The 25627-nt window shown below is 62.5% G+C and carries 13 protein-coding genes and 6 pseudogenes; 13 read left to right on the top strand and 6 right to left on the bottom strand.

Annotated elements, in window-relative coordinates; translation table 11 throughout:
* Window positions 1–35: 35 nt before the first annotated feature.
* From LN139_RS19900 to LN139_RS19890, 3 genes and pseudogenes are all read right to left on the bottom strand, one after another.
* Window positions 36–714, bottom strand: a pseudogene (locus tag LN139_RS19900) (SPOR domain-containing protein).
* 1 nt (window position 715) lies between these two features.
* Window positions 716–2452, bottom strand: a complete 1737-nt coding sequence (argS, locus tag LN139_RS19895) for an arginine--tRNA ligase (RefSeq protein ID WP_236355836.1) — start codon at window positions 2450–2452, stop codon at window positions 716–718.
* A gap of 91 nt (window positions 2453–2543) precedes the next feature.
* A pseudogene (locus LN139_RS19890) lies at window positions 2544–4762 on the bottom strand (primosomal protein N').
* Window positions 4763–4928: 166 nt separating this feature from the next.
* Between LN139_RS19890 and rpmE the strand changes: the two are divergent.
* Together rpmE and LN139_RS19880 are read left to right on the top strand one after the other, a co-directional pair.
* Window positions 4929–5146 (top strand): annotated as a pseudogene (gene rpmE, locus LN139_RS19885) (50S ribosomal protein L31).
* Window positions 5147–5363: 217 nt separating this feature from the next.
* Window positions 5364–6632 carry a malic enzyme-like NAD(P)-binding protein gene (locus LN139_RS19880; protein WP_236355835.1) on the top strand — a complete coding sequence of 423 codons (1269 nt, stop codon included), beginning with the start codon at window positions 5364–5366 and terminating at the stop codon, window positions 6630–6632.
* A 46-nt stretch (window positions 6633–6678) separates the two neighbouring features.
* On the opposite strand, the gene LN139_RS19875 is transcribed toward LN139_RS19880, so the two are convergent.
* Window positions 6679–9201, bottom strand: coding sequence for a penicillin-binding protein 1A (locus tag LN139_RS19875; RefSeq protein ID WP_442964453.1), 2523 nt, complete (start codon window positions 9199–9201; stop codon window positions 6679–6681).
* Window positions 9202–9384: 183 nt separating this feature from the next.
* Here LN139_RS19875 and LN139_RS19870 point away from each other — a divergent pair.
* The 10 genes and pseudogenes from LN139_RS19870 (at window position 9385) to LN139_RS19825 (ending at window position 23960) form a co-directional block, all read left to right on the top strand.
* A pseudogene (locus LN139_RS19870) lies at window positions 9385–10448 on the top strand (pilus assembly protein PilM).
* Window positions 10448–11017 (top strand): PilN domain-containing protein, encoded by a 570-nt coding sequence (locus tag LN139_RS19865; protein ID WP_236355833.1) that lies wholly within the window; start codon window positions 10448–10450, stop codon window positions 11015–11017. The pseudogene LN139_RS19870 and the gene LN139_RS19865 overlap by 1 nt, the downstream one beginning before the upstream one ends.
* A 2-nt stretch (window positions 11018–11019) precedes the next feature.
* The gene (locus LN139_RS19860; protein WP_442964452.1) at window positions 11020–11676 is read left to right on the top strand and encodes a type 4a pilus biogenesis protein PilO; all 657 of its coding nucleotides are present in this window, start codon (window positions 11020–11022) and stop codon (window positions 11674–11676) included.
* On the top strand, window positions 11676–12197 hold the full coding sequence (locus LN139_RS19855) for a pilus assembly protein PilP (protein ID WP_236360530.1): 522 nt from the start codon (window positions 11676–11678) through the stop codon (window positions 12195–12197). Before LN139_RS19860 ends, LN139_RS19855 begins: the two co-directional genes overlap by 1 nt.
* 34 nt (window positions 12198–12231) lie before the next feature.
* Window positions 12232–14352 (top strand): type IV pilus secretin PilQ family protein, encoded by a 2121-nt coding sequence (pilQ, locus tag LN139_RS19850; RefSeq protein WP_236355831.1) that lies wholly within the window; start codon window positions 12232–12234, stop codon window positions 14350–14352.
* Window positions 14353–14356: 4 nt separating this feature from the next.
* Window positions 14357–14874: pseudogene (gene aroK / locus LN139_RS19845) on the top strand (shikimate kinase AroK).
* Window positions 14875–14928: 54 nt separating this feature from the next.
* Window positions 14929–16035 carry a 3-dehydroquinate synthase gene (gene aroB / locus LN139_RS19840; RefSeq protein ID WP_236355830.1) on the top strand — a complete coding sequence of 369 codons (1107 nt, stop codon included), beginning with the start codon at window positions 14929–14931 and terminating at the stop codon, window positions 16033–16035.
* Window positions 16036–16042: 7 nt separating this feature from the next.
* Window positions 16043–17647, top strand: a complete 1605-nt coding sequence (locus LN139_RS19835; protein WP_236355829.1) for an AAA family ATPase — start codon at window positions 16043–16045, stop codon at window positions 17645–17647.
* Between the two features lie 347 nt (window positions 17648–17994).
* Window positions 17995–22443 (top strand): glutamate synthase large subunit, encoded by a 4449-nt coding sequence (gene gltB / locus LN139_RS19830; RefSeq protein WP_236355828.1) that lies wholly within the window; start codon window positions 17995–17997, stop codon window positions 22441–22443.
* Between the two features lie 98 nt (window positions 22444–22541).
* Window positions 22542–23960 (top strand): FAD-dependent oxidoreductase, encoded by a 1419-nt coding sequence (locus LN139_RS19825; RefSeq protein ID WP_236355827.1) that lies wholly within the window; start codon window positions 22542–22544, stop codon window positions 23958–23960.
* Window positions 23961–24010: 50 nt separating this feature from the next.
* On the opposite strand, the gene LN139_RS19820 is transcribed toward LN139_RS19825, so the two are convergent.
* Both LN139_RS19820 and LN139_RS19815 read right to left on the bottom strand, forming a co-directional pair.
* A complete protein-coding gene (locus LN139_RS19820; RefSeq protein WP_236355826.1) occupies window positions 24011–24292 on the bottom strand; it encodes an addiction module antidote protein in 282 nt (93 codons plus the stop codon).
* Window positions 24289–24477, bottom strand: a pseudogene (locus LN139_RS19815) (type II toxin-antitoxin system RelE/ParE family toxin); the annotation flags it as partial. The pseudogene LN139_RS19815 and the gene LN139_RS19820, both read right to left, overlap by 4 nt.
* A 56-nt stretch (window positions 24478–24533) precedes the next feature.
* On the opposite strand from LN139_RS19815, the gene hemE reads away from it, so the two are divergent.
* On the top strand, window positions 24534–25598 hold the full coding sequence (gene hemE, locus LN139_RS19810) for a uroporphyrinogen decarboxylase (RefSeq protein WP_236355825.1): 1065 nt from the start codon (window positions 24534–24536) through the stop codon (window positions 25596–25598).
* Window positions 25599–25627: the final 29 nt, after the last annotated feature.

Raw genomic sequence — 25627 nt, 5'->3', positions numbered from 1 at the left:
TTCTTGAAGCTTGCAGCTTGAAGCTCGCAGCTGCTCTACCGGCTTTGCCGTTGTTGCAGCAGCAAGTTGTTGAAGCCGCTGCCGGCTAGCATCTTCTGCGCGGCGGTGAGCTGTTCGCGGTTGCTGAAGGGGCCGACCAGTACGCGGTACCAGGTGTCGTCCTTCACCGTGCCGGATTCCACTTGCACCGCCTGGCCCAGCAGGATGATCTGCGCACGCACTCGGTCGGCGTCGGCCTGTCGGCGGAAGGAGCCAGCCTGCAGGAAATACTGCGTGGTGGCGGCCGGTTTGGCGACCGGCGGTGCCGGGGGGCGTCTGGCCGGAGAGGGCGGCCTGGGCGCGCGCGGTGTCGATTTTCGCAGCGACTTCTGGCGTTACCGGCTGGGCCGGTACCGGGGGCGTTTTCTCCGGCACGGCTTCGGGCGGTACGATCACCTCCGATTCAGGCAGCAGCGTGTAGAAGTCGTACTTGGGCTTGACCTGGGTCGGGCTCGGCGGGGTCTTGTTCGCCTCGGCGATCTTCTCGGCCTTCTGCTGTTCGGGCCGGGTGCGCTTGACCTCGTCCTTGCTGGGGTCGAGTTTCATCAGAAATACGACGAACGCGCCGACCGTGAGGCCCACGGCCAGCCATACCCATCCTGGAATCGGTTTTTTCTTTGATGCAGGCTGGGTGCGGCTGGCGCCTCGTTTGGGTGCTGGTTTTTTCGCAGCCAACTTACATGCGCTCCAGGGTTTCCAGGCCCAGCAGTTCCAGGCCTTGTTTCAAGGTACGGCCTGCCAGGGCCGCCAGGCGCAGGCGGCTGGCCTGCTGGGCGGGCGTCTCGGCCGTAAGGATCGGGCAGTTCTCGTAGAAGCTGGAGAACAGCCCGGCGATGTCGTACAGGTACGCGCACAGCACATGCGGCGTGCCCTTGTCGGCGACAGTGTTGAGCACCTCGCCAAACTGCGCCAGGCGCGCGGCCAGGTCCTGCTCATGCGCAGCGTGCAGCTCGATGTGCCCGTCGGCCTCTTCGAAACTCTTGCCCAGCTTGCGGAACACCCCTGCCACGCGGGTGTAGGCGTAGAGCAGGTAAGGCGCGGTGTTGCCTTCGAAGTTCAGCATCAGGTCGAAATTGAACGAGTAATCGCTGGTGCGGTGCTTGGAGAGGTCGGCGTACTTGACCGCGCCGATGCCCACCACGCGAGCGATTTCACGCAGGGTGGCCTCTTCGACCTCGGGGTTTTTCTCTTTCACCAGCGCGTACGCACGCTGCTCGGCTTCGGTGAGCAGGTCGATCAGCTTGACCGTGCCGCCGTCGCGGGTCTTGAACGGCCGGCCATCAGCGCCGTTCATGGTGCCGAAGCCCATGTGTTCGGGGCGCATGCCGTTGGTGATGAAGCCGGCCCGGCGAGCCACCTCGAACACTTGCTGGAAGTGCAGCGCCTGGCGCTGGTCGACGAAGTAGAGCGCGCGATCTGCCTTGAGCACATTGCTGCGATAGCGCACGGCGGCCAGGTCGGTAGTGGCGTAAAGGTAGCCACCGCCTGCTTTCTGCACGATCACCGGCAGCGGGTTGCCTTCGGCATTCTTGAACTCTTCGAGGAAGACGCACTGAGCGCCGTTGTCTTCTTCAAGCAGGCCCTTGCTGCGCAGGTCAGCGACCACGCTGGGCAGGTCGTCGTTGTAGGCGCTTTCGCCCATGACGTCGTTGGGCGTCAGGCGCACGTTCAAACGCTCGTAGGTGGCCTGGCAATGCGACAGCGAAATGGCATTGAAGCGTGTCCAGAGCGCCAGGCAATCCGGGTCGCCTGCCTGCAGCTTGACCACCAGGCCGCGCGCGGTCTTGGCGAAGGCTTCGGATTCGTCAAAGCGCTTTTTGGCGGCGCGGTAGAAGTTTTCCAGGTCGGCGAGTTGGTCGCTGTCGGCGGGGTTTTCCTGAAGGTACGCCAGCAGCATGCCGAACTGGGTGCCCCAGTCTCCGACGTGGTTCTGGCGGATGACCGTATCGCCCAGAAACTCAAGCACATTGGCTACCGCATCGCCGATGATGGTCGAGCGCAGGTGGCCAACGTGCATTTCCTTGGCAAGGTTAGGTGCCGAGAGGTCGACGACGACCTTTTCAGGCGCGCCGGGCTTGCGTACGCCCAGGTGGGCGTCGGCCAGCGCGGCATCCAGGCGCTGGGCCAAGGCCTGAGTGTTCTGGAAGAAATTCAGGAAGCCGGGGCCAGCGATCACGACCTTGTTCACCTGCTCGTCGGCGGGCAGGGCGGCGATGAGTTTTTCGGCGAGGTCCCGCGGCTTCATCCCGGCAGGCTTGGCGAGCATCATGGCGATGTTGCTGGCGAAGTCGCCGTGGGCCTTGTCGCGCGCGTTCTCGACCTGGATGGCCACATTCAAGCCTTCGGGCAGCACGCCCTCGGCCACCATGCGGGCAAGGGCTTGTTGGATCAGCAGGCGAATGGTGTCTTTCATGGGTATCTCGTTCGAGCGCGCGGGCAGGTCGCCCGGGGCTGGCTTTAAAACCGGGCATTATCCGGTTCGCAGGCAGCCTTGCCAACCCTGCTCAAAACAGATCGACCGGGTCCACGTCCAGTGACCAGCGCACCGCGCGGCCTGCCGGCAGCGCCTCCACCTGCGCCATCATTGCTGCCAGCAACCGGTGCAGCGGTGCGCGCGCCGTGGATTGCACCAGTAGCTGCGCACGAAACCGCCCGGCACGCCGCTCCATTGGCGCAGGCACTGGGCCGAGCAGCTCCAACCCCTGCACGCCATGCTCGGCCAGCCACCCTTCGGCGAGCGAGCAGGCCTGATCGAGAAATCCTCGGCCTGGCCAGGTTTGTGCGCCTCGGCGCGCAGCAGGGCCAGGTGAGCGAAGGGCGGAAGGCCCGCGCCGCGGCGCTCGCTGAGCGCCTGCTCGGCAAAGGCGAAATAGCCATCTTCGGTGAGCTGCACCAGCAGCGGATGGTCAGCCAGATGGCTTTGGATGATGACCTTGCCTGGCATCTCGGCACGCCCCGCGCGCCCGGCCACCTGCACGATCAGTTGAGCCATGCGCTCGGGCGCGCGAAAGTCAGCGGAAAACAGCCCGCCGTCGGCGTCCAGAATCGCCACCAGGGTCACTTGGGGAAAGTGATGCCCCTTGGCGAGCATTTGCGTGCCCACCAGGATGCAAGGCTCGCCCTGATGAACGGTCGCAAACAGGCGATCCATCGCGCCCTTGGCGGTGGTGGTGTCACGGTCGACGCGGTGCACGGGGTAATCGGGAAACAGCACTCGCAGGCGCTCCTCGGCACGCTCGGTGCCCGCGCCTACCGGGCGCAGGTCCACGGAGCGGCAGCTCGGGCAATGCCGTGGTTTGTATTCGACATGGCCGCAATGGTGGCAACGCAGCTCGCCAGAGCGCTGGTGCAGCGTAGTGCGCGCGTCGCAGCGTGGGCATTCCGAGAGCCAGCCGCATTCATGGCATAGCAGCGTGGGCGCGAACCCGCGTCGGTTGAGGAACACCAGCACTTGCTGGCCCTGGGCGAGCGTCTGGCCAATGGCTTGCTGCAAGGGCTCGCTGATGCCGCTGTCCAGTGGCCGGCTTTTCACATCCAGGCGCAGAAAGCGCGGCGGCTGCGCGTTGCCCGCGCGCTGAGTGAGGCGAAGCAGTGCAAAGCGGCCGCTGTGGGCGTTGTGCCAGGTTTCCAGGGAGGGCGTAGCTGAGCCCAGCACCACTGGCACGTTTTCCTGATGGCCGCGGACGATGGCCAGGTCCCGTGCGTGGTAGCGCAAGCCCTCCTGCTGTTTATAGGAACCATCGTGTTCCTCATCGATGATGATCAGGCCGGGGTTCTTCAACGGGGTGAACAGTGCCGAGCGCGTGCCGATCACGATGTCGGCATCGCCATCTCGCGCGGCAAGCCAGGCGTCCAGGCGCTGGCGGTCGTTGACCGCTGAATGCAGCAAGGCAATGCGTGCATTGAAACGCTGCGAGAAGCGGCTGAGGGTCTGTGGGCCGAGGTTGATTTCCGGGATCAGCACCAGTGCCTGCTTGCCGGCTTGCAGGCATTGGTGGATCAGTTGCAGGTAGACCTCGGTCTTGCCGCTGCCGGTAACGCCGGCCAGCAAGTAAGTGTGGTAATGGCCAAGGCCTGCGCGGATCGCCTCGAAAGCAGCGCTTTGCTCGGTGTTCAGCGGCAGCTCAGGCTGCGCCAGCCAGTGCTCGTGGCGCGGCGCCACAGCCTGGGTGCGAGTCTCTACCGCTGCCAGGCCCTTGGTCAGAAGGCCATCGAGTGCATCACGGCCCAGCTGAAGCTGGCTCAGGAGTGAGTGCGCCACGCCGTGCGGATGCTGCGCCAAGGTGGTCAACGCCTCACGCTGGCGCGGTGCGCGCTTGAGTCTGGGGTCGTCGGGGCTCGCAGCGGGTGCGGCGATCCAGAACCGCTCCTGATGCGCCTGCGCAGGCTCCCCCTGGCGCAGCAGCACCGGCAGCGCCCAGCTGAGGGTGTCACCCAGGCTGTGCTGGTAATACTGGGCCGTCCACAGGCACAGCTGCATCAGGGCCGGTGACATCGGGCTGCTGTCGTCCAAGCGGCCAATGGCCGGGCGCAGCTTGCCTGCTGGCACCTCGGAATCGTTGGCAATCTCTATCACCACACCGATCATTTCCCGCCGCCCGAACGGCACACGTACACGCATGCCTGGCTCGAAGGAGCTTGTGCTCATCCCTGTAGGCGGAAGGTAGTCGAACAGCCGGCGCAGGGGCGAGGGCAGGGCAAGGCGCAGCACGGCATTTGGCAAGGCAATGGCTCGCGGGGGCAGAGGGGAATGGGGGCAAGCCTGAACAGACCACCGGTGTGGCGCGCAGCTTGATTCCCCAAGCGGCTCTGGTAGTATGCGCACCCCTATACGTGCGGTATCCGGCAATGGTGCTGGGTGGCGGCACGCTAAACACGAGGATTTTCCCATGAAGCCTGACGTTCATCCGAAATACGAAGCCATCACCGCTACCTGCAGCTGCGGCAACGTGATCGAAACCCGTTCCACCCTGGGCGCTCCCTGAGCCTGGACGTGTGCAACGAGTGCCATCCGTTCTACACCGGCAAGCAGAAGACCCTCGACACCGGCGGCCGCGTGCAGCGCTTCACCGACCGTTTCGGCGTTTTCGGTGCCAAGACCAAGTAAGGCTTCGAGCCTGCCTTTCGGGGCGGGTAGAGCAGAAAAAGGCGCCCCGTGTGGGCGCCTTTTTCGTGCCCGTTGAAAAAGCGGTCGCATGGCAACCTGCGCTAAAAGTCTAATTCCCTACCACTTGACAGGCGTGACCGGCCAGTCTTGTGGGCATTTTCCTCAGCGCGTATGCTCGGCGATCCAAAAAGTTCAACAGTCAAAGCGGAACGCCACCATGTCAGACCTGAAAACTGCCGCTCTCGAATACCACGCACAGCCACGCCCCGGAAAGTTGAGCGTAGAGCTCACCAAGCCCACCGCCACTGCTCGCGACCTGTCCCTGGCTTACAGCCCGGGCGTTGCCGAGCCGGTACGTGAAATTGGCCGCGACCCTGAGCTGGCCTACAAGTACACCGGTAAAGGCAACCTGGTCGCCGTGATCAGTGATGGCACTGCGATCCTCGGCCTGGGCAACCTTGGCCCACTCGCGTCCAAGCCGGTGATGGAAGGTAAAGGCGTTCTGTTCAAGCGTTTCGCCGGCGTTGACGTGTTCGACATCGAAGTCGATGCCGAAAGCCCGCAAGCTTTCATCGACACCGTGAAGCGTATCTCCATCACCTTCGGTGGCATCAACCTCGAAGACATCAAGGCGCCCGAGTGCTTCGAGATCGAGCGCACGCTGATCGAGCAATGCGACATCCCGGTATTCCACGATGACCAGCACGGCACCGCCATCGTCACCGCCGCCGGCATGCTCAACGCTTTGGAAATCGCCGGCAAATCGCTCGAAAGCGCCAAGATCGTTTGTCTCGGTGCCGGCGCTGCTGCCATCTCCTGCATGAAGCTGCTGATCAGCATGGGCGCCAAGGTCGAAAACATCTTCATGATCGACCGTGTGGGCGTGATCCACTCCGGCCGTGATGACCTGAACCAGTACAAGTCGGTGTTCGCCCACGAGACTGACAAGCGCAGCCTGGCTGACGCTCTGCAAGGCGCCGATGTATTCGTTGGTCTGTCTGGCCCGAACCTGCTGAGCGCCGAAGGCCTCAAGAGCATGGCGGCCAACCCGATCGTGTTCGCCTGCTCCAACCCGGACCCGGAAATTGCCCCGGAGCTGGCTCACGCTACGCGCAGCGACGTGATCATGGCCACCGGCCGTTCTGACTACCCGAACCAGGTCAACAACGTGCTGGGCTTCCCCTTCATCTTCCGTGGCGCCCTGGACGTACGCGCCAAGCGCATCAACGAAGAGATGAAGATCGCTGCCGCCGTCGCCCTGCGCGACCTGGCGAAGCTGCCGGTGCCCAAGGAGGTGTGCCAGGCGTACAACGTCGAATCGCTGGAGTTCGGCCGCGAATACATCATTCCGAAACCGCTCGACGCCCGCCTGATCACCATTGTTTCCGACGCCGTGGCCAAGGCCGCCATCGAATCTGGCGTTGCGACCCTGCCGTATCCGAAGCACTACCCGCTGCAGAGCGTGGATGACGTTTTCAACGGCTGATCCTCAGCCTGATACAAAAAAGCCCGGCTGTTGACAGCCGGGCTTTTTATTGCGCATTGCCTGAGTTGGTGGCTTCGAACAGGTCCATAGGCGCCGCTTCATCTGCCGGCAGCGGGCTGCCAGGTGCGTGGCCATTGTCGATTTCGTTGACCGACGGAGGAGTGTCTTCGCTCTTGAACAGCTCGAAGTAGGCATCCGGGGTGCTGGCGGTGGCAGCGCGGCCACTGACCGGGTCGACCCGCAGGCTGATGATGCCTTCAGGCTCTGGCTGGGTATTCGCAGGCTTGCCCTTGAGGGCGGCGCCCATGTAGTCCATCCAGATCGGCAAGGACACCGTACCGCCGAATTCGCGCTTGCCGAGGGTGTCGGGTTGGTCGAAGCCGCTCCATACGGTGGTGACGTAGTCGCCGTTGTAGCCAGAGAACCAGGCGTCCTTGGACTCGTTGGTGGTGCCTGTTTTACCGGCGATGTCGGAGCGGTTCAGGGCCATTGCGCGGCGCCCGGTACCCTTCTTGATCACATCTTCGAGCATGCTGTTGAGGATGAAGGTCGTTCGGCCGTCGACCACGCGCTCTGCCAGGGCCGGGACGCCCGAAGCCGGGACGCCCGAAGCCGGTACGCCCGGAGCCGGTACGCCCGGAGCCGAGGTGGCAGCGGTGGTGTCGGTGGCACCGGCACTGGTTGCCAGCGGCACGGCTGGGCTGGCAGCCTGGGCTTGCAGACGGGCGGCTTCTTCCTGAGCGGTGGGCACGCGCGGCGCATTGGCGGTGAACAGCGTTTCGCCGCTGCGGCTTTCGATTTTCGAGATCAGGTAGGGCTGAATCTTGAAGCCGCCATTGGCGAATGTGCTCCAGCCGGTGGCGATTTCCATCGGGGTGAGCGTCGCAGTGCCAAGCGCCAGCGACAGGTTGCGCGGCAGGTCCTGCTTGTTGAAGCCGAAGCGGGTGATGTAGTCGATGGTGCGGTCTACGCCCAGGCTTTGCAGTACTCGGATCGAGACCAGGTTGCGTGACTTGTACAGCGCTTCGCGCAGCCGGATGGGGCCGAGGAAGGTGTTGGTATCGTTCTTCGGCCGCCAGACCTTGTCCATGTAGTCATCGACGAAGACGATGGGCGCGTCGTTGACCAGGCTGGCCGGGGTATAGCCGCTGTCCAGCGCCGCGCAATAGATGAACGGCTTGAAGCTGGAGCCGGGCTGGCGTTTGGCCTGTGTAGCGCGGTTGTAATTGCTCTGCTCGAAGGCGAAGCCGCCCACCAGTGATTTGATTGCGCCGTCGTGCGGATCCAGTGACACCAGCGCGCTCTGGGCGTTGGGCACCTGGCTGAACTTGAGCGAGCCATCAGGCTGGCGCTGCACCCGAATCACGTCGCCAACCTGTGCGACATCCGAAGGCTGTGCAGGCGCGCGGCCGATGCTGTTGGCGTTGATATACGGGCGGGCCCACTTCATGGTGTCCCAGGCGACGTGCTCGTCCTTGCCTTCGCGGGTAACCACGGTGAAGCCATCTTTGCTTACCTGGCTGACGATGGCTGGATCGATACTGTTGAAGGAGCGCAAGCGCTGCAGCTCACTCACCCAGGCGTCACGTGGTTTGCCAGGCAGCCGTGCCTCCGGGCCGCGGTAACCATGGCGTTCGTCGTAGCTCACCAGCCCCGCCAGCACTGCGGTATTGGCGTCGGCCTGCAGGTCGCTGGAAATGGTGGTGGTCACACGGAAGCCTTCGGTGTAAGCGTCGCTGCCGTAACGGCCAACCATCTCGGCGCGGGCCATTTCGGCGATCCACGGGGCGTTCACTTCGGGAGTAGGGACGTGGTAGCTGGCGTTGATCGGTTCGGCGATCGCGGCCTGATAGGCGCTCTGGTCGATCTTGCCCAGGCGATACATCCGCCCCAGGATCCAGTCGCGGCGTTCCTTGGCGCGCACCGGGTTGGCCAGCGGATTGAAACGCGACGGTGCCTTGGGAAGGCCCGCAATCATTGCCATCTGTGCCAGCGACACATCCTTGATGGATTTGCCGTAGTACACCTGCGCAGCGGCATCGATACCGTAGGCGCGGTTGCCCAGGTAGATCTTGTTCACGTAAAGCTCGAGGATCTCGTCCTTGGTGAGCTGGCGTTCGATCTGCAGGGCCAGCAGGATCTCGGTGCTCTTGCGCGAAAAACTGCGCTCGCTGCTGAGGAAGTAGTTCTTGGCCACCTGCATGGTGATGGTGCTACCGCCTGTCTGAATGTGGCCGCTGCTCACCAGCTGGCCGGCGGCACGCACAAGGCTGGTGGGGTCCACGCCGTAGTGATTTTCGAAATTGTCGTCCTCGGCAGACAACAGCGCTGCGATGAACTGCGGCGGGATTTCCGAGAATTTGATGGGCGAACGGCGCATTTCGCCGAACTCTGCAATCAGTTTGCCATCGCTGCTGTATACCTTCAGCGGAATTTGCAACTGGACACTCTTCAGTGCCTCGACGGAGGGCAGGCTGGGGCTAAGATACAGGTACGCGCCGCTCAGCCCGAGCAAAAGCCCGCACACGAGGGCGAGGATTGACCAGCAGAAGAACTTGAGCAGGCGAATCAAGATAATCGGATTTCCAGTGAAAATAATGAGTTAGGCACGCACAGGCGGCGCAGGGAAAAAAGCGCTCGGCATTATAAGCAATTTGGTACTGAGCGTCATTTGCGCTTCTGTCAAGACTGCTATTAAATGCCTTGTAACATAAACGGTCCGTAAGTCGCGGATAATGCTAGGGAATCGGTAGTGCTAGGACTCTTCAGCAAAAAAGCGCATTCGCTTCTGGGGATCGATATCAGCTCCACCACGGTCAAGCTCCTGGAACTGAGCCGCTCTGGCGGCCGTTTCAAGGTGGAGTCTTATGCCGTGGAGCCGCTGCCCGCCAATGCCGTGGTCGAAAAGAACATCGCCGAACTCGAGGGTGTCGGCAACGCACTGGCACGCCTGCTGGTCAAGGCCAAGGCGGCTTCGCGCACCGTAGCCGTTGCGGTGGCCGGGTCTGCGGTGATTACCAAGACCATCGAGATGGACACCGGCCTCTCTGAAGACGAGATGGAAAACCAGATCAAGGTCGAGGCCGACCAGTACATCCCTTATCCGCTCGAAGAGGTCGCCATCGACTTCGAAGTGCAGGGGGTGTCGCCACGCAATCCGGAACGTGTCGAAGTGTTGCTCGCCGCCTGCCGCAAGGAAAACGTGGAGGTTCGCGAGGCTGCCCTCGCGATCGCCGGGCTCACCGCGCGCGTGGTGGATGTCGAAGCCTACGCGCTCGAGCGCGCCTATGGGCTGATCGCTCCACAGTTTGCCCAGGGTGATCGCCCCCTGACCGTTGCGGTCATGGACATCGGCGCAACCATGACCACGCTCAGCGTGTTGCATGCCGGGCGCATCATCTACACCCGCGAGCAACTGTTCGGCGGGCGCCAGTTGACCGAGGAAATCCAACGTCGCTATGGGCTGACCTTCGAAGAAGCCGGCCTCGCCAAGAAGCAGGGCGGTTTGCCGGACGACTACGTGAGCGAAGTGCTGCAGCCTTTCAAGGACGCGGTAGTCCAGCAGGTGTCCCGGTCGCTGCAGTTCTTCTTCGCCGCCGGCCAGCACAATGATGTCGATTACATAATGCTCGCGGGGGGACCTCATCCATCGCAGGGCTCGATCAGCTGGTACAGCAGCGCCTCGGAACCCCGACCATGGTCGCCAACCCGTTCGCGGAGATGGCACTCAACAGCAAGGTCAACGCCGGTGCGCTGGCCAGCGATGCACCTGCGCTGATGATTGCCTGTGGCCTGGCCCTGAGGAGTTTCGACTGATGGCCACTATCAACCTGCTGCCGTGGCGCGAGCAGCGCCGTGAGGAGCGCAAGAAGCAGTTCTTCATCCTGCTTGGCAGCGTTGCGGCGTTCTGCCTGCTGGTGTTGTTCGTCGCCGATCAGGTGATCAGCAGCGAAATCGCTACGCAGACTGCCCGCAACAATTTCATTCAGTCAGAGAACGCACGGCTAGATGTGCGCATCAAGGCGATCAGCGATCTCAAGGCCCGGCGCAAGCAACTCATCGCGCGGATGAAGATCATCCAGGACCTGCAAGGCAACCGCCCGGTGATCGGGCGTGTGTTCGATCAATTGGTCCGCACCTTGCCGGACGGTGTGTATTTCACCGAGGTCAAGCTTCAGGGCACACAGATTTCCATCAGTGGCGCCGCAGAATCGAACAACCGAGTATCGGAACTGATGCGCAACCTCGACGCCTCGCCCTGGCTGGATGCCCCTAGCCTGGCCGAGGTCAAGGCCGGCACTGGCGAAACCGAGCAGAACAACCGCTTTCAGCTGACAGTTCAGCAGACCCGCCCGCCCGCCGATGCGGAGGCTGATGCCCAATGAACCTGGATATAAAAGGATGGGTCGCCAGCCTGCGCGAAGTTCAGCTCAGCGAGCTGGACGCCAGCAACATCGGCTCATGGCCAGGGGTGATCAAAGGTTTGTGCGCCGCTTTGCTGGCTGTACTGCTGCTGGGGCTTGGGTATTACTTTCACCTTCAGGACCTGCAAGGTGACCTCGATACCCGAGCAGCGCAGGAAGAACAGCTCAAGCAGCAGTACACGGACAAGTCGTTCCAGGCTGCGAACCTGGAGGCTTACACCGCGCAGCTCCAGGAAATGGAAACCACTTTCGGCACCATGCTGCGGCAACTGCCCAGCGATACCGAAGTGCCTGGCTTGCTGGAGGACATTACTCGCTCCGGCCTGGGCGCGGGCCTGGATTTCGAGGAAATCAAGCTGTTGCCGGAAGTGACCCAACAGTTTTACGTCGAACTGCCGATTCAGATGACTGTAACCGGCACCTATCATGACCTGGCGACCTTCGTCAGCAGCATTTCGAGCTTGTCGCGAATCGTGACCTTGCACGATTTCGATATCCAACCCGCTGACAAAGACTCCACAAGCCCATTGCGCATGACCATCCTGGCGAAAACGTACCGCTATAACGAGAAGGCTGACGCTTCCAAGCCTGCTTCGCCCGTGCAGGGGGCCAAGCCATGATGCGTGTGGGCAAGGCGTGGGTATCGCTGGTGGCTTGCCTGGCGCTCAGCGCCTGTGGTGGTGGTGAGTTTTCCGACATCAAGGCGTGGATGGCCGAGGTCAATGCCAGGCCCAAGGGCCGGATCGAGCCGATCCCGACCTTCCAGGCTTACGAGCCATTCACCTACCAGGCATCGAACCTGCGCAACCCGTTCGAGCCTCCGGTGCGTATCGTGGTGAACAAGCCCAAGGGGTCGCGCCTGATCAAGCCTGACCCCAATCGGGTCAAGCAGTTTCTCGAAGGCTTCAATATCGAACAGTTCGAAATGGTGGGCCTGCTGGAGAATCCCAAAGGGCGTTTTGCCCTGATAAAGGGCGCAGGTGGCGTACACCGGGTCAAGGTAGGCGACTACCTTGGCCAGAACGATGGCAAGATAGTGGCGGTTACGGACAGCGAAGTCGATGTGGTGGAGCTGGTGCCCGATGGCGAGGGAGGCTGGATAGAACGGCCGCGCAGCATCCCGCTCAAGGAGCATTCGTAATGGTGTGGTCTAGCATGCACAGTGGAATTCGGTAATGAAGAGAATTATTAGCGCGCTGGGCGTTTCGCTAGGGATGGCATTGCTGTCGCCGGCGCTGCTGGCTGCCAGCCTCAAGGCTATCGATGTTGCGAATCTGCCCGGCAATCGCATGGAGCTCAAGCTCTCGTTCGACAGCCCGGTGCCCGCCCCGCGCGGCTATACCACCGACCAGCCCGCACGCATCGCGTTGGACCTGCCCGGCGTTACCAATCGCCTGGCCAGCAGTGGCCGCGACCTGGGTTCGGGCAACGCACGCAGCCTGGTAGTGGTAGAGGCGCAAAACCGTACGCGGCTCATCGTCAGCCTCAATACTCTGGTGCCCTACAGCACCCGTGCTGAAGGCAACAATGTCTACGTACTGATCGGTGAGGGTGCAAGCGCCCTGCAAGCGGCCAATCGCTCCCCTGCCAATGTGCCGCCGCCGGTCGCCAGCGCCCGAGCTGCCGCCGCAGCGCAGGCGCCAGTGGGCAAGGCCATCCGCAACATCGACTTCCAGCGCGGTGAGCTGGGTGAAGGCAATGTAGTGATCGACCTCAGCGAGCAAGGTGTGGCCCCGGATATCAAGGAGGTCGGCGGCAAGATCATGCTGACCTTCGCCAAAACGCAATTGCCCGACCCGTTACGCGTACGCCTGGACGTGAAAGACTTTGCCACGCCGGTGCAGTACGTCAGCTCCAGCATGGCCGGCGACTCCGCCGCTATCAGCATCGAACCTGCCGGCACTTACGATTACTCGGCCTATCAGACCGACAACCGGCTGACCATCAGCGTGCGCCCGTTGACCAACGAAGACCTGGCCAAGCGCAACGCGGACAAGAACATCTACACCGGCGACAAGCTGTCGCTTAATTTCCAGGACATCGATGTGCGCTCGGTGCTGCAACTGATCGCAGACTTCACCAACCTGAACCTGGTCGCCAGCGACACGGTGCAGGGCAACATCACACTGCGCTTGCAGAACGTGCCATGGGACCAGGCATTGGACCTGGTGCTCAAGACCAAGGGCCTGGACAAGCGCAAGGTCGGCAATGTGCTGTTGGTTGCGCCGGCTGACGAGATCGCTGCGCGTGAACGCCAGGAACTGGAGTCGCAACGGCAGATCCAGCAATTGGCGCCGCTGCGCCGCGACCTGATCCAGGTGAACTACGCCAAGGCTTCCGACATTGCCAAGCTGTTCCAGTCGGTCACAGGCACCAGTGGGCGTAACGGCCAGGCCGGTAGCAATGCCGACAGTGGCAGCGACAATCGTGGCTCGATCACCGTCGACGACCGTACCAACAGCATCATTGCCTATCAGACCCAGGAAAGCCTGGACGAGCTTCGCCGCATCGTCGCTCAGCTCGACATCCCGGTGCGCCAGGTCATGATCGAGGCCCGCATCGTCGAGGCCACGGTCGATTACGACAAGCAATTGGGCGTACGTTGGGGTGGTACATCCAGAGGCCATGGCAACACGTCGGTCGGAGGCTTGAACGCGCTGGGCGATATCGATGGCAAGACCGGCACTGCCGCTGGTAGCAACGTGCCTTTCGTCGACCTGGGCGCCGCCGGCGCCACCAGCGGCATTGGTATCGGATTCGTGACCAACAACACTCTGATCGACCTGGAGCTCTCCGCCATGGAGAAAACCGGTAACGGCGAAGTGGTTTCGCAGCCCAAGGTGATCACCTCCGACAAGGAAACCGCCAAGATCCTCAAAGGCACTGAGGTGCCTTATCAGGAAGCCAGCTCCAGCGGCGCAACCACCGTGTCGTTCAAGGAAGCTTCCCTGTCACTTGAGGTAACCCCGCAGATCACGCCCGACAATCGCATCATCATGGAAGTGAAGGTCACCAAGGATGAGCCTGACTACCTCAACGAAGTGCTCGGCGTGCCGCCGATCAACAAGAACGAGGTGAACTCCAAGGTGCTGATCAACGATGGCGAAACCATCGTGATCGGTGGCGTGTTCTCCAATTCGCAGAATAAGACCGTCGACAAGGTGCCATTTCTTGGCGATGTGCCGTATGTTGGTCGCCTTTTCCGTCGGGACGTCGTTTCGGAGACCAAATCCGAGCTGCTGGTATTCCTGACTCCGCGTATCATGAACAACCAGGCGATTGCGGTGAGTCGTTGATTCTGTGCGAAATTTGATCCTCGTTGGGCCGATGGGGGCTGGCAAGAGCACCATCGGCCGTTTGCTTGCCAAAGAACTGCGGTTGCCGTTTCGCGATTCCGACAAGGAAATCGAAGCGCGTACAGGCGCCGACATTCCATGGATCTTCGACCAAGAGGGCGAGGCGGGTTTCCGCGCGCGCGAAACTGCAATGCTGTCCGAGCTGTGCACCTATGACGGTGTCGTGCTCGCCACCGGTGGCGGTGCGGTTATGCGCGACGAGAACCGCCAGGCCTTGCACGCCGGGGGCGGGTGGTTTACCTGCACGCCTCGGTCGAGCAGCAAGTAGGCCGCACAGCGCGTGATCGCAATAGGCCATTGCTGCGCACTGCCGATCCAGCGGGTACTCTACGTGCGCTGCTTGAGGTGCGAGACCCGCTTTACCGGGAAATCGCAGACATCATCGTTGAAACCGACGAGCGCCCACCGCGCATGGTGGTGCTGGACATTCTCGAACGGCTCAAGCAACTGCCTCCGCGTTGAGCGTTGCAGGCAACGGAACATGCACAGGGGCGCAGCCCCGATCTGGCGGACTGAATGCAGACACTGAAGGTTGACCTTGGCGAGCGTAGCTACCCGATCTACATCGGCGAGCAACTGTTGGCCAATCCCGAATGGTTCGTGCCGCACCTGGCCGGGAAGCAGGTGGCCATCGTCACCAACGAAACGGTAGCGCCCTTGTATCTTGAGCAGCTAAGCACCGCACTGGAGGGGCGCTCGGTGATTTCCGTGGTGCTCCCGGACGGTGAAGCCCACAAGAACTGGGAAACCCTGCAACTGATCTTCGACGGGCTGCTTACCGCCCGCCATGATCGGCGCACCACTGTCATCGCCCTGGGTGGCGGGGTAGTCGGCGATATGGCGGGCTTCGCTGCCGCCTGCTATCAGCGCGGCGTAGAGTTCATTCAGGTGCCGACCACCCTGCTGTCCCAGGTCGACTCCTCCGTTGGTGGCAAGACGGGCATCAACCACCCGCTGGGCAAGAACATGATCGGCGCGTTCTACCAGCCCAACGCTGTGGTCATCGACACCGCCACCCTCCGCACGCTACCGGCCCGCGAGCTGTCGGCCGGCATGGCCGAAGTGATCAAGTATGGGCTGATTTGCGACGAGCCCTTTCTCGGTTGGCTGGAGAGCAATGTCGAGGCTCTGATGGCGCTCGACCCTGCGGCGCTGACCGAAGCCATTCGCCGTTCATGCCAGGCCAAGGCTGATGTGGTCAATGCCGATGAGCGCGAAACCGGCGTGCGCGCCACGCTCAACCTGGGGCACACCTTCGGCCACGCCATCGAGACGCACATGGGCTATGGCGTATGGCTGCACGGCGAAGCCGTCGGCGCCGGCACTGCCATGGCGCTGGAAATGTCCATGCGCCTGGGCTGGATTGGCGAGGCCGAGCGTGATCGTGGCATCCGCCTATTGATGCGCGCCGGTGTTCCGGTGGTGCCGCCTGCCGAGATGTCGCCCGAAGATTTCCTGCGGCACATGGCCGTCGACAAGAAAGTGCTCGACGGGCGTATGCGCCTGGTGCTGTTGCAGGCCATGGGCCAGGCGACAGTGACCGATCAATACCCACAAGATGTACTTCAGGCCACGCTGGCTGCCGACTACGCAGCCATCGCCGCCCAGTTGCAAGGTGAATGAGGGTTCAATGTCCAGTCTTCATGCCGACGAGGCTTTTCTCGGCCATTACCAGCTTGATCATGACCCGTTTGCACCTCGTGTCCCGGGTTTCAAATTCTTCCCCGCCCAGCGCAAGCCGGTGCTTGGGCAGCTGCACCACCTGGCGCGCTACAGCCAGATGATGCTCGTCGTCACTGGCCCGCAAGGCAGTGGCAAAACCCTGTTGCGCCAGGCGCTGGTGGCAAGCACCAACAAGCAGTCGGTTCAGAGCGTCGTGGTTTCCGCCCGCGGCGCGGGGGATGCAGCCAGCGTGCTGGGGCAGGTTTCCCAGGCCTTGGGCGTGGCTCAGCCTGAAGTTGGCGATGCGCTGGCACAGGTGGTGCAGCTCGGGCTGACCGGTCAGGAAGTCTACCTGCTGGTCGATGACGCGGAACAACTCGACGATTCGGCGATCGAAGCGCTGCTGGCGCTGGCTCAGGGAACGCCGGAAGGGCGCCCGCACGTGTTCCTGTTCGGTGAGCCGTCGTTGATCGCCGCACTTGGCCAGGCCAGTGTGGGTGAAGACCGCTATCACATCATCGAACTGCAGCCGTATACCGAGGAAGAGACCCGTGAGTACCTCGCCCAGCGCGTGGAAGGAGCAGGGCAGGGTATAGGGGTGTTCACCAATGACCAGATCGCCGAGATTCACGAGGCGTCCGGTGGCTGGCCTGGGGCGATCAACCAGGTAGCCCGCGACTCGATGATCGAGGCCATGATCGCCAGCCGCTCTGCGGTGAAGCGTCCAACGATGGGGTTCAAATTCAAGATGCCTAAGAAGTATGTGATTGGCGTGGCCGCTGCCGTAGTAGTGATTGCGGGCGCCGCAGGGATCATGTCGGGCCGCAGCAAGGCGCCGAGCAACGCACCGGTGCAGGCTCAGTTGCCGCTGGGGCAGGGCCAGCCGGGCAACGCCCAGCCTAACCAGGATGGCAACCCGTCCGTTGAGTTCTCGGGTAACAGCCGCCCGCTGCCGATGAATGGCCAGCAGCCGGTCATGCGTGAGCCGCTGGCCTCGGCTGCCGGTGGTGACAGCGATGAAGGTGGTGTGCCCGTGCCCAACGGTTCTACTCCGCCCCCTACCGTGACCACCAGCGCGCCGCCGGCCAATTCGGTCGCCAACGCCCAGAATACAGTGCCCGCGCAGCCTGCCGCCGTGCCTTCGCAGCGCCCGATCGAGCCTGCTGCCAACAAGCCCCAGCCCGCCAAGCCTGCTGCTCAGCAGCAACTGGCCACGGCCAAGCCTGCGCCCAAGGCAGCTGAGAAGCCGGTTGAGAAAGCCGCAGAGGCCAAGCCAGCCGCTGCCGGCAGCAGCTGGTACACCAGCCAGTCGCCTGGCAGCTATGTGGTGCAGATCCTTGGCACCAGCAACGAAAGCGCCGCGCAAGCTTACGTGCGTGAGCAGGGCGGCCAGTACCGCTACTTCAAGAAAACCCTTCAGGGCAAACCGCTGTATGTCATCACCTACGGCAGCTTCCCCAGCCGCGACGCGGCACAGGCGGCCATCAAGAACTTGCCAGAGAAGGTTCAGGCTGGTAAACCTTGGCCTCGCACCGTGGCAAGCGTCCAGCAAGAGCTGAGCGCCTCCCACTGACAGGAGGCGCCCAGGCGCGCCTCTCGCTCTCTTTGCAAAGCCCGCCGCGCCTCGCTCGGCGGGCTTTTCTGCCCAAGGCGGCGCACTCGTGCCGCCCTCCCATTGCACCTCGCACGTTTTTTCAGCAGACTCGCCCGAGTCGCATACGCGAAAGTTCTGCAAAAAACATTCAGATTGGCGACACGTATTTGCAGCATTTCGTCGCAAAATTTGTGAGGCTTAATCCTGCTGTGTACAATGGCTGCCCTTTTGCCCCGCAAAGCTGGCGTACGTTCAGCGTGGATGGTAAGTGGTTGAATCGTAAAGAATTCGCCTGAATAACAGGCGAGCCTGGTGAGATAGTGTCTATGAAAACAGGTCTGTACCGTCCCGATGAATTCAAGGATAACTGCGGATTTGGCCTGATCGCCCATATGCAGGGCGTCCCGAGCCATGATCTGCTGAATACGGCTATCGCCGCCCTCACGTGCATGACCCACCGTGGTGGGATCAATGCCGACGGCAAGACGGGCGACGGCTGCGGCTTGCTCATTCAAAAGCCGGACCTGTTCCTGCGTGCGGTGGCCAAAGACGCCTTTGCCCGCGAGCTGCCCCGCCAATACGCCGTGGGCATGGTGTTCCTGAACCAGGACAGCGCCCGCGCCGAGGCTGCCCGCGAGAACATGAACCGCGAAATCCTCGCTGCCGGCCTTGAGCTGATCGGCTGGCGCCAGGTACCGATCGACACCTCCGTGCTGGGCCAGCTGGCGCTTGAGCGCCTGCCTCAGATCGAACAAGTGTTCATCGGCGGTGAAGGCCTCACCGACCAGCAATTCGCCATCAAACTGTTCAGCGCTCGCCGCCGCTCATCGGTCGCCAACGCAGAAGACACCGAGCACTACATCTGCTCCTTCTCGCACAAAACCATCATCTACAAAGGCCTGATGATGCCGGCGGACCTCGCCGCCTTCTTCCCGGACCTGAGCGACGAGCGCCTGCAAACCGCGATCTGCGTGTTCCACCAGCGCTTTTCCACCAACACCATGCCCAAGTGGCCCCTGGCCCAACCGTTCCGCTTCCTGGCGCACAACGGCGAGATCAACACCATCACCGGTAACCGCAACTGGGCTGTGGCGCGCCGCACCAAGTTCGCCAACGACCTGATTCCCGACCTCGACGAGCTGGGCCCGCTGGTCAACCGCGTAGGCTCCGACTCCTCGAGCATGGACAACATGCTCGAACTGATGGTCACCGGTGGCATCGACCTGTTCCGTGCCGTGCGCATGATCATTCCGCCGGCCTGGCAGAACGTCGAGACGATGGACTCGGATCTGCGCGCATTCTACGAATTCAACTCCATGCACATGGAGCCGTGGGACGGCCCGGCCGGTGTGGTGATGACCGAGGGCCGCCACGCGGTGTGCCTGCTCGACCGTAATGGCTTGCGCCCGGCGCGTTGGGTGACCACCAAGAACGGCTATATCACCCTGGCGTCGGAGATCGGCGTGTGGGGGTACAAGCCCGAAGACGTGATCGCCAAGGGCCGCGTAGGCCCAGGCCAGATCCTGGCGGTAGACACAGAAACCGGCCAGGTGCTGCAAACCGATGACATCGACAACCGCCTGAAGTCGCGCCACCCCTACAAGCAGTGGCTGCGCAAGAGCGCGCAGCGCATCCAGGCCACCCTCGAAGATCATGACCATGGTTCGGCGTTCTATTCGCCTGAACAGCTCAAGCAGTACATGAAGATGTACCAGGTCACCTTCGAGGAGCGTGACCAGGTGCTGCGCCCGCTGGGCGAGCAGGGCTACGAAGCGGTCGGCTCGATGGGCGACGACACTCCGATGGCAGTGCTGTCGCAGCGCGTACGCACTCCGTTCGACTACTTCCGCCAGCAGTTCGCGCAGGTCACCAACCCGCCGATCGACCCGCTGCGTGAAGCGATCGTGATGTCGCTGGAAATCTGCCTGGGCGCTGAGCGCAACATTTTCCAGGAGTCGCCCGATCATGCCTCGCGGGTAATCCTCAGCTCGCCGATCATCTCGCCCGCCAAGTGGCGCACTCTGATGACCATGGAGCGCGAAGGCTTCCAGCGTTACGTCATCGACCTGAACTACGACGAAGCCACCGGCCTCGAGGCTGCCGTGCGCAACATCGCCGATCAGGCCGAAGAAGCCGTGCGTTCGGGCTGCACTCAGATCGTGCTCAGCGACCGCCATATCGCGCCTGGCAAGCTGCCAGTGCACGCGGCAATGGCCACTGGTGCCGTTCACCACCGCCTGACCGAACAGGGGCTGCGTTGCGACAGCAACATCCTGGTCGAAACTGCGACCGCGCGTGACCCGCATCACTTCGCGGTGCTGCTTGGCTTCGGCGCCTCGGCGGTGTACCCGTTCCTGGCCTACGAAGTGCTGGGCGACCTGATCCGCACCGGTGAGGTGCTGGGCGACCTGTACGAAGTTTTCAAGAACTACCGCAAGGGCATCACCAAGGGGCTGTTGAAGATCCTCTCGAAAATGGGCATCTCCACCATCGCCTCCTACCGCGGTGCTCAGTTGTTCGAGGCCATCGGCCTTGCTGATGAAGTGACCGACCTGTGCTTCCGGGGTGTGGCCAGCCGCATCAAGGGTGCGCGCTTCGTTGATCTGGAAGCCGAACAAAAAGCTCTGGCAAACGAAGCCTGGATCGCGCGCAAGCCGATTCAGCAAGGTGGGCTGCTCAAGTTCGTGCACGGTGGCGAATATCACGCCTACAACCCTGACGTGGTCAACACGCTGCAAGCCGCCGTCCAGAAGGGCAGCTACGAGAAATTCAAGGAATACTCGGCGCTGGTCGACCAGCGCCCGGTGTCAATGATCCGTGACCTGCTCAAGGTCAAGGAAGCCGCGCAGCCGTTGGCGTTGGATGAGGTCGAGCCGCTGGACGCAATCCTGCAGCGCTTCGACTCTGCCGGTATCTCGCTGGGCGCACTGTCGCCTGAAGCGCACGAAGCGCTTGCCGAAGCGATGAACCGCTTGGGTGCGCGTTCCAACTCCGGTGAGGGCGGCGAAGACCCTTCGCGCTACGGCACCATCCGCAGCTCGAAGATCAAACAGGTGGCCACCGGCCGTTTCGGTGTTACCCCCGAGTACCTGGTCAACGCCGAAGTGCTGCAGATCAAAGTGGCTCAGGGCGCCAAGCCCGGCGAAGGCGGCCAGTTGCCTGGCGGCAAGGTCAATGGCCTGATCGCCAAGCTGCGCTATGCGGTGCCTGGGGTGACGCTGATCTCGCCACCGCCGCACCACGACATCTACTCCATCGAGGACCTGGCCCAGTTGATCTATGACCTCAAGCAGGTCAACCCGGCGGCGCTGGTGTCGGTCAAGCTGGTATCCGAAGCGGGCGTGGGCACCATCGCAGCCGGTGTGGCCAAGGCCTATGCCGACCTGATCACCATCTCCGGCTACGACGGCGGCACCGGTGCCTCACCGCTGACCTCGATCAAGTACGCTGGCTCCCCTTGGGAGCTGGGCCTTGCCGAAACCCACCAGACCCTGCGCGGCAACGACCTGCGCGGCAAGGTGCGGGTGCAGACCGATGGCGGCCTGAAAACCGGCCTGGACGTGATCAAGGCCGCTATCCTGGGCGCCGAGAGTTTCGGCTTCGGCACTGCGCCGATGATCGCCCTGGGCTGCAAATACCTGCGCATCTGCCACCTGAACAACTGCGCCACCGGCGTTGCCACCCAGAACGAGAAGCTGCGCAAGGATCACTACATCGGCACCGTCGACATGGTGATCAACTTCTTCACCTACGTGGCCGAAGAGACCCGCGAATGGCTGGCGCGCCTCGGCGTGCGCAGCCTGGGCGAGCTGATCGGGCGGACTGACCTGCTGGAAGTCATCAGCGGCCAGACCGCCAAGCAGCAGCATCTGGACCTGACCCCGTTGCTGGGCAGCGACCACATCCCGGAAGACAAGCCGCAGTTCTGCCAGGTGGACCGCAACCCACCATTCGACAAGGGCGAGACTGCCGAGAAAATGGTCGACATGGCCCTCTCGGCCATCGAAGGCCGCAAGGGCGGCGAGTTCGAACTCGACCTTTGCAACTGCGACCGCTCCATCGGTGCGCGCATTTCAGGCGAGATCGCCCGCCGCTACGGCAACATGGGCATGGCTGATGCGCCGATCACCTTCCGCTTCAAGGGCACGGCCGGGCAGAGCTTCGGCGTATGGAACGCGGCAGGCCTGAACATGTACCTGGAAGGCGATGCCAACGACTACGTCGGCAAAGGCATGGCTGCCGGCAAGCTGGTGATCGTGCCGCCCAAGGGCAGCCCGTTCAAGACCCAGGAGTCGGCGATCATCGGCAACACCTGCCTGTACGGTGCAACCGGCGGCAAGCTGTTCGCCGCGGGAACCGCCGGTGAGCGCTTCGCCGTGCGCAACTCCGGTGTTCACACCGTGGTGGAAGGCACAGGCGATCATTGCTGCGAATACATGACCGGTGGCTTCGTGTGCGTGTTGGGCAAGACCGGCTACAACTTCGGCTCCGGGATGACCGGTGGCTTTGCCTACGTGCTGGACCTGGACAACAGCTTCGTGGACCGTGTGAACCATGAACTGGTGGAGATCCAGCGGATCAGCGGCGAGGCGATGGAGGCTTACCGTAGCCATCTGGAAGGCGTGCTGGCCGAATACGTGAAAGAGACAGGTAGCGAATGGGGGCATAACGTCTGGGAAAACCTCGACGATTACCTGCGCCGCTTCTGGCTGGTCAAGCCCAAGGCTGCCAGCCTCAAGAGCCTGCTCTCGAGCACGCGAGCCAACCCGCAGTAACCGACGCCTAGCGGGCATGCCCAAGGGCTGCCCGCCGCACTTACGACTTTGCTTGCAGCTCGCAGCTTGAAGCTTGTAGCTGCGCCTATGAGGCGACCATGTCCGAACGTTTGAGCAACGATTTTCAATTCATCGAAGTGGGCCGCAAGGACCCGAAGAAAAAGCTGCTGCGCCAGCGCAAAAAGGAATTCGTGGAGATCTACGAACCCTTCAAGCCGCAGCAGTCCAGCGAACAGGCGCACCGCTGCCTGGGTTGCGGCAACCCCTATTGCGAGTGGAAGTGCCCGGTCCACAACTTCATCCCCAACTGGTTGAAGCTGGTCTCCGAAGGCAACATCCTCGCGGCGGCGGAGCTCTCGCACCAGACCAACACCCTGCCTGAGGTGTGCGGCCGCGTTTGCCCGCAGGATCGCCTGTGCGAGGGTGCCTGCACCCTGAACGACGGCTTCGGTGCAGTGACCATCGGTTCGGTCGAGAAGTACATCACCGACACGGCGTTCGCCATGGGCTGGCGCCCGGATATGTCGCGCGTGGTGCCGACCGGCAAGCGCGTGGCGGTGATCGGCGCTGGCCCTGCAGGCCTGGGTTGCGCTGACGTGCTGGTGCGCGCGGGCGTGACGCCGGTGGTGTTCGACAAGAACCCTGAAATCGGCGGCCTGCTGACCTTCGGCATCCCCGAGTTCAAGCTGGAAAAAAGCGTGCTGCGCAATCGCCGCGAAGTGTTCACCGGGATGGGTATCGAATTCCGCCTGAACACCGAGATCGGCAAGGACGTGACCATCGAGCAACTGCTTGCCGAATACGACGCCGTGTTCATGGGCATGGGCACCTACACCTACATGAAAGGCGGCTTCCCGGGCGAAGACCTGCCTGGCGTGCATGACGCGCTGGACTTCCTGATCGCCAACGTCAACCGCAACCTGGGCTTTGAAAAGGCGCCGGAAGACTTTGTCGACATGAAGGGCAAGAAGGTGGTGGTCCTCGGCGGTGGCGACACCGCGATGGACTGCAACCGCACCTCGATTCGCCAAGGCGCCAAGGCCGTGACCTGTGCCTACCGCCGTGACGAGGCCAACATGCCTGGCTCGCGCAAAGAGGTGAAGAACGCCAAGGAAGAAGGCGTGAAGTTCCTCTACAACCGCCAGCCGATCGCAATCGTCGGTGAAGACAGGGTCGAGGGCGTGAAGGTGGTGGAAACCCGCCTGGGCGAGCCTGATGCGCGCGGCCGCCGCAGCCCTGAGCCGATCCCGGGTTCCGAAGAGATCCTGCCGGCCGACGCTGTGGTCATCGCCTTTGGCTTCCGCCCAAGCCCGGCGTCGTGGTTCGAACAGCACAGCATCGGTGTCGACAGCCAGGGCCGCGTCGTCGCACCGGCGCAGGCGACCTTCAAGCACCAGACCAGCAATCCGAAGATCTTCGCGGGTGGTGATATGGTGCGCGGCTCTGACCTGGTGGTGACGGCGATCTATGAAGGGCGCAATGCGGCGGAAGGGATTCTGGATTATCTGGGGGTCTGATTGAAGATGCGGCTGCGGCACTGGCTGGAAGGTTGCCGCGGCCGCAGGCTTCAGCTCGGATGGGCGCTCAACCTCAGGCCCAGCGCGCTGATCAGGCGTAGCACCGTGTCGTACCTGGGTTTGGCGCCCGGCGCCAGGGCTTTGTAAAGACTCTCGCGGTTCATGCCCGCGTCTTTGGCCAGTTGCGCCATACCGCGTGCTTTCGCAACTTCCTGGAGGGACCGGAGAAACACATCGGGGTTGCTGTCCTCAAGGGCGGCAGAGAGGAATTCGCCGATGGTCGCTTCGTCGACAAGATATTTCGAGGCTTCGAATCGGGTGAGTTGCGTCATTGGCGTTCTCCGTGATCGATTTTGGCCAAGATGGATTTGGCGGTGCGTATGTCACGAGCTTGCGAAGATTTATCTCCGCCACAGATCAGCAAGTAAACGACTTCTTCACGCCTCGTGTAGTAGAGCCTATAGCCTGGGCCGACGAAGATTCGCATCTCCGATATGCCATCACCCACCTGCTTTACTGGCCTCTCATAGCCTGCTCTGCGAAAATGCCCGCACTTTCCTCCCGGATGCCGTTATGACTGCCCTGAAGAACGACCGATTCCTTCGCGCCCTGCTCAAGCAGCCCGTGGACGTGACCCCCGTGTGGATGATGCGCCAGGCCGGCCGTTACCTGCCGGAGTACCGCGCCAGCCGCGCCAAGGCCGGGGACTTCATGAGCCTGTGCAAGAACCCGCAGTTCGCCTGTGAGGTCACGCTGCAGCCGCTGGAGCGCTACCCGCTGGACGCGGCGATCCTGTTCTCCGACATCCTTACCATCCCCGATGCCATGGGCCAGGGCCTGTATTTCGAAACCGGTGAAGGCCCGCGCTTTCGCAAGGTGATCGACACTCCGGCCGACATCGAGGCGCTGCCGGTGCCCGATGCAGAAAAAGACCTGGGCTACGTGATGGACGCCGTGCGCACCATTCGCCAGGCGCTCGATGGCCGCGTGCCGCTGATCGGCTTCTCCGGCAGCCCCTGGACGCTGGCCACCTACATGGTCGAAGGCGGTTCCTCCAAGGACTTCCGTAAAACCAAGGCCATGCTCTACGACAACCCGCAGGCGCTGCATCTGCTGTTGTCCAAGCTCGCCGAGTCGGTCACCAGCTACCTGAACGGGCAGATCCGTGCCGGCGCCCAGGCGGTGCAGATTTTCGATACCTGGGGCGGCAACCTCTCCAGTGCCGCCTATGAAACCTTCTCGCTGGCCTACATGCGCCAGATCGTCAGCGGGCTGATCCGCGAGCACGAAGGCCGCCCGGTGCCGGTGATCCTGTTCACCAAGAACGGTGGCCTGTGGCTCGAGAAGATCGCCGCTGCGGGTGCCGACGCGTTGGGGCTGGACTGGACGTGCGACATCGGTGAAGCGCGCCAGCGTGTGGGCCATCAGGTTGCGCTGCAGGGCAACATGGACCCGACCGTGCTCTATGCCAAGCCTGCGGCCATTCGCGCCGAGGTGGGGCGAATCCTCCAGAGTTACGGCCATGGCAGCGGCCATGTCTTCAATCTGGGCCATGGCATCACGCCGGAAGTCGACCCGGCCCACGCCGGTGCGTTCATCGAAGCGGTGCATGAGCTTTCGGCTCAGTACCACCACTGAATTAAGCGTGGTTTCAGTTAGCCTCGATA

The sequence above is a fragment of the Pseudomonas sp. KNUC1026 genome (assembly GCF_021650705.1).
GTDB lineage: Bacteria > Pseudomonadota > Gammaproteobacteria > Pseudomonadales > Pseudomonadaceae > Aquipseudomonas.
This window is presented reverse-complemented; position numbering and strand designations above follow the sequence as displayed.